Raw genomic sequence first — 423 nt, 5'->3', positions numbered from 1 at the left:
CAGATCCGCTATCCGATCCTGCCCGAGATCACCCGTGCGCCCGGCCGCGCCTCGGCGCAGTCGAACTATTCGCGCAAGGAAATCCTGCACATCCGCCACCATTCGCTCTACACGCCGCGCGATTTCGACCTGTCGCCCTATTTCCGCATCGTCAAGCCGACGCTGGAATATGGTTTCGACTACCGGGCGGTGACCTGGGACGACAAGCTTGCCGATCCCGGGGCCAAGGCCGCCGAATAAACGCGATCAAATGAGTCCAGCCGCTGCACAGGACCGCTGGCCGGCAGCCGGGCGTCAGTGCTTGCAAGCCGCGGCCCGCACGTCCGAGGGTGTGGCGTCATAACGGCGACGGAACGCCCGGTTGAAATAGGAAAGGTCGTTGAAGCCGGCCTCGTAGGCGATCGCGGTGATGCTGCGTCCGGC

General features: G+C 64.5%; 1 protein-coding gene and 1 pseudogene. One reads left to right on the top strand and one right to left on the bottom strand.

Going from position 1 to position 423, the window contains the following annotated elements:
• A pseudogene (locus EN994_RS35060) lies at window positions 1–240 on the top strand (lipo-like protein); the annotation flags it as partial.
• A gap of 54 nt (window positions 241–294) precedes the next feature.
• Here the strand turns inward: EN994_RS35060 and EN994_RS35055 are convergent.
• A partial coding sequence (locus EN994_RS35055) for a helix-turn-helix domain-containing protein (RefSeq protein WP_127308329.1) occupies window positions 295–423 on the bottom strand: 129 nt, incomplete at its 5' end.

It is taken from the genome of Mesorhizobium sp. M7A.F.Ca.CA.002.09.1.1, from assembly GCF_003998555.1.
GTDB lineage: Bacteria > Pseudomonadota > Alphaproteobacteria > Rhizobiales > Rhizobiaceae > Mesorhizobium > Mesorhizobium ciceri.
The sequence above is the reverse complement of the archived record's forward strand: the minus strand, read 5'-3'. Positions and strand labels throughout refer to the sequence as shown.